The organism is Pedobacter sp. (genome assembly GCF_035566355.1).
In the GTDB taxonomy this organism is placed as follows: domain Bacteria; phylum Bacteroidota; class Bacteroidia; order Sphingobacteriales; family Sphingobacteriaceae; genus Pedobacter.
In genome coordinates this window covers 1-5,103 of sequence record NZ_DATMRL010000110.1, presented here as the reverse complement: position 1 = coordinate 5,103, position 5,103 = coordinate 1, and the positions used below count along the sequence as shown (strand labels likewise).

Genomic DNA, 5,103 nt, shown 5'->3' with positions numbered 1-5,103 from the left:
TCCATACAGGGATTCTGGATGGATGCAACTGAAATTACCAATAACGAATACCGCCAGTTTGTAACCTGGGTGCGTGACTCAATAGCAGCCACCCTGATGCAATATGGTAAAGATGTTGACGGCAAATTCACGATCGACTGGAAAAAAGCACAAACGATAAAATGGGGTGATAAAGCAACAACTGAAAAGATTGATCAGCTCATCCTGACTCCTGAAAACCGGATTTTCGGTAAAAAGGAACTGGATCCCCGCAAAATGATCTACCATTCTGAAACATTTGACTTAAAGCGTGCTGCTCAAAAGATCAATGAAGGTAAAGCACGTTCTGAGTTTATTGTAAAGAAAGAAATCCCGATCTATCCGGATACACTGGTTTGGGTACGCGATTTTTCTTATTCCTATAATGAGCCGATGACTAAAAGATATTTTTCTCATCCTGCATTTGGAAATTATCCAGTGGTTGGTGTAAACTGGAATCAGGCAACTGCATTCTGCGAATGGAGAACACAATATTTGAATTCATACCTCGATAAATCAAACAAAGCAAATGAAAGTCCTTTCCGTTTACCAACGGAAGCTGAGTGGGAATATGCTGCCCGCGGCGGACGTTCACAATCTATGTTCCCATGGGGTAACTATTATCTGAGAAATAAGAAAGGCTGTCTTCTGGCCAATTTTAAACCAGGTCGTGGTAACTATCCGGAAGATGGTGCATTTTATACCGCACGTGCTGATGCTTACTGGCCAAATGATTTCGGTCTGTATTGTATGGCAGGAAATGTTGCTGAGTGGACTTCATCCGTTTATTATGAAGGTGCTTATAACTTCCAGCATGATATGAACCCGGACATCCGTTACAATGCAAAGGATTCAGATCCTCCGCGTATGAAACGTAAAGTGATCCGTGGCGGAAGCTGGAAAGACGTAGGTTACTTCCTGCAAACCAGTACCAGAACATATGAGTACCAGGATACTGCAAAATCATATATCGGTTTCCGTTGTGTGATTGATTTGCCAGCATCTATTGCCAGGAGATAGTTGATTTTTATCAATCGAAATAAAATTTTTTAAAACAATCAGCGTTTTGATTCGACAACGTCATCCGGAATTATTTTCCGAGACCCTTACAACACCTATTAAAAACTAAAATTTAAAATTATGTCAGCCGGAGTTTCTAGATCTACCGAAAAGCTTGTAAACATCATCGTCTGCGTCGGTGCAGCGGTTGTAATCTTTGGTGCCTGGCAGAAAATCACCCACCAACGGTTGGCAGATTTCTTCCTTACAGCAGGACTTCTTACAGAAGCATTAATATTCTTAGTATACGCTTTCTTACCGCCTCCAGGTGGAGAAATGCATGCCCTGGCAGAAGCGCTTCCAAAACTGGCTGGTGCTGGTTCAAATAATCCCGCACTTCAACAGATGGATAAATTAATGCAGGAAGCTGACATCACACCAACAAACCTTGCCCGTTTGAGCGATGGTTTCAAAAAATTCGGTTCTACAGTAGAAAAAATCAGTGATGTATCAGGTGCGCTTGCTGCAACAACTGACTATACAAATAAAACAAAAGAAGCAGTTGTAGCATTGGACTCCATGAAGAATGCGTACCAGGGAGCAACTAATACATTATCTCATTTTAATAATGCAGCAGAAAGCACTAAACAGTTTCATGGCCAGGTTCAGGTTTTGACCAAGAATCTCGGATCATTGAATACATTATATGAGCTGGAACTGCAGGATAGCAATAACCATTTGAAGGCAATGAACAGCTTCTACTCTAACCTGGCACAGGCATCTGAAGCCATGAACGGTAGTGTCGCTGATGCGAAGAAAACTCAGGAACAGGTTGCTTTACTTGCAAAGAACCTGGGTAACCTGAATCATGTATATGGTAATATGCTGAGCGCAATGCAAGGTAGACAGTAATCCAATATTTAATTATCGGGACTAATAACCTGAAAAACCTTTGTTAACACATTAAATTCTCCCGCTCATGTCCTTACCTAAAGAGCCCAGGCAGAAGATGATCAACATGATGTATTTGGTGCTGACAGCATTGCTGGCACTGAATGTATCGGCTGAGATTCTGAACGCCTTCAAAACCGTAAATAACAGTATCATTACATCGAATGGAGTGGTTGCTGATAAGAATAACCTCACTTATGCTGCTTTTGATAAAGCGCTGAATGATCCGCAGACTAAAGAGAATGCTGCTATCTGGGCGCCCAAAGCAAAACAGATTCAGGGTATTTCTTCCTCTATGTATGCTACTATCGACGGAATGAAACACCTGCTTAAACTTGAATCACAGTATGAGATAGATAAAGATGGTAAAGAGAAATTCAACGATGCCAATCTCGACGCGGCCACCCGCGTTTTCGATAAAGATGGCAAAGGAAAAATATTATATGATTCTCTCGCAGAATACAAAAAGCAAATGATTGCTGTGTTGAATCCGAATGCCCCTGATATTGCAAAAAATCCAATCCTGCAGAAAGAAGTTGCAAGAGCACAGGCTGATTTTGAAAAACAACTTCCATTGGATCTTACTGTACCGCAATCTCAAACAGGTGCAGCAAAATCAGGCGATGATGTAAAAGATTGGGTAACCAATTATTTTCATATGACGCCGACCATTGCCGCAATTACAATCCTGAGCAAATTCCAGAATGATGTAAAGAATTCTGAATCCCAGATGGTGGATTATTGCTATAAGCAAATTGGTTCAGTTAAAGTTGTATATAATCAGTTCGAGGCTTTTGCCGGAACGAATGCTACTTACCTGATGCCCGGTGATGAACTGGAAATTCAGGCAGGTATCGGAGCATTCAGTGCAGCAGCAAAACCTGATATAACAATTAATGGCGCGCACCAGACTTTGAATGCAGATGGGGTTGCAGATTTTAAAACAAAAGTAGAAGGTGCAGGAGAACATAATGTGACCGTAAATATTTCTTACACCAAACCTGACGGAACAACAGCTGTTATTCCAAAAACTATTAAATATACAGTTGGTCTGCCTTCAGGAGCTTCTATCTTCCTGGAAAAGATGAACGTTGTATATATAGGAGTTGATAACCCTTTGACCATTTCCGGTGGCAGCGTGGGTAGAGAAAAAGTGCATGTGAATTTTGCCACGCCGGGTGGTACGCTTACCAACACAGGTGGAGATCATTATATTGCCAGGGCAACTACTCCAGGCATTTCAAAAATCATCGTAACTGCAAACGGTAAACCATTCGAATTTCCGATCCGTGTTAAGAACCTGCCTTTACCAGCCGGTTTCATTGGATCACACAAAGGCGGTACAATTTCTTCTGCCGAATTCAAAGCGATTGGTGGTTTAATTGCACGTTTGGAAGATTCTGATTTCGAAGCTCCTTTCAAAGTAATAAGCTACAAGATTGGTGCGGAAGGCGGTGGCATATCAGGATATACTGAGGCCAGCAACAATAGTAACAGGTGGTCTGGAAATGCTGCAGGCATTGTAAGCAGGTCAACACCCGGAACGCACATCTTTTTTGATGAGATCCGTGTGGTCGGACCAGATGGCAAAGAGCGGCAAATCGCACCAATGGTATTTAGTTTAAAATAATAAATAATTTAGAACCGCCACGATGTTGTGGCGGATCTGTTTTAGTAATTGATAAGATAAATTTTTAGAACATGAAGACGCGATTTATCAAATTGTCATTTCTGGCAGCAGTGATAGCCCTGGCGGTTGGAACCGTGCAGGCCCAGGCCCCACCTAGCAGGAAGAAGACAAAGAGATCCACAACGAAAAAGAAAACAAATACCAGCAAGAATAGCGCTGCTAATACAGCTGTCGTTCCTCCGAAAGATACAACGGCAAAACCTGTACAAGAATTTGTTGCGGATATCAAACTGGATACTCCCAGAAAATCGCTTCGTAATGATGCGTCAATTGAACTGAACCTGGTAAAGGATCGCACTCCGCTTGCTTACGAGCATATCCGGGAAGACGATGCCGTTTACCGCCAGCGTATATGGCGTGAAATTGATACCCATGAAAAAATGAATCTTCCTTTTGTATATAAGGCATCTGAAGATAACGGTAACCAGCGTTTCATCAGTATCCTGCTTAACCTCATCCATAGTGGTGATGTGACAGCATTCGATGCAACGATGGACGACCGTTTCACAACTCCGATGACTTTCCGTCAGATCGCTGAAAGTATGGTGGGTAAACCACAAGTAATTCAGATCCCTGATATGAATGTTGACCCGGATGGTTCTAAAGGAATAACCAAGGATACTACAATAGTACAGGAATTTAATCCTGATCAGGTCGAAAGATATGAAATCAAGGAAGAGTGGGTATTTGATAAAGAATCATCAAGAATGTATGTACGAATCCTGGGCATCGCACCAGAAAAGACGATTTATAATGCAGACGGATCATTCAGGGCTGTACTACCCATATTCTGGGTTTATTATCCCGATCTGAGGCCTTTCTTAGCTAAATATGAAGCATATAATGGCAAGAACTATGGCGCCCGTATGAGCTGGGAAGAGCTGTTTGAAAGTCGTATGTTCTCAAGCAGGATTGTCAAATCAACGATTGATAACCCCGGTGATAATTTTATCAGCGCTTATATAAAGGACCCGATCCTAGGTCTCCTGGAAGGCGATGACATTAAAGATAAAATCTTTAACTACGAGCAGGACCTTTGGTCTTACTAAGCCAAAAGCTTAAAGTCCAAAGCCTAAGACTGAATAAAAAAAGTTTAAAGAGAAAGACCATCATGTTGAAAACGTGATGGTCTTTTTTGTTTTTATTAATTTGTCTTTAAGTTTTAGGCTTTGTGCTTTAAGCTTTTAGCATATTCCCAAAACTGGAATCAACGTATTTTTACTATATCTCATAACATTTTGATAGCTAAACTGTTGATAATTATTTTCAAAATACCCATAAGGGTTCTTGTTTAATAGAATTGTTTTATTATTTTTACAACGGTTTTTCATAGGATATTGGATTTTAAAAACGGGGCTGAATTTCCATTCTGGCCCCTTTTTTTTGATTCAGATCATTTAATTAAACCCTTGTCCCGCCTGCATTTCATTCTCCTGTTGTAAAAA

At 41.0% G+C, this 5,103-nt stretch carries 4 protein-coding genes; all 4 read left to right on the top strand.

Going from position 1 to position 5,103, the window contains the following annotated elements; all coding sequences use genetic code 11:
* A partial coding sequence (locus VNZ46_RS04210) for an SUMF1/EgtB/PvdO family nonheme iron enzyme (RefSeq protein ID WP_325558861.1) occupies positions 1–1,038 on the top strand: 1,038 nt, incomplete at its 5' end.
* Positions 1,039–1,158: 120 nt separating this feature from the next.
* Positions 1,159–1,929, top strand: a complete 771-nt coding sequence (gldL, locus tag VNZ46_RS04205; RefSeq protein ID WP_325558860.1) for a gliding motility protein GldL — start codon at positions 1,159–1,161, stop codon at positions 1,927–1,929.
* Between the two features lie 67 nt (positions 1,930–1,996).
* Complete coding sequence (locus tag VNZ46_RS04200; protein ID WP_325558859.1) at positions 1,997–3,598, top strand: GldM family protein; 1,602 nt, start codon at positions 1,997–1,999, stop codon at positions 3,596–3,598.
* A 71-nt stretch (positions 3,599–3,669) separates the two neighbouring features.
* Entirely contained in the window at positions 3,670–4,707 is a 1,038-nt protein-coding gene (gene gldN / locus VNZ46_RS04195) for a gliding motility protein GldN (RefSeq protein ID WP_325558858.1), read from the top strand.
* Positions 4,708–5,103 lie beyond the last annotated feature (396 nt).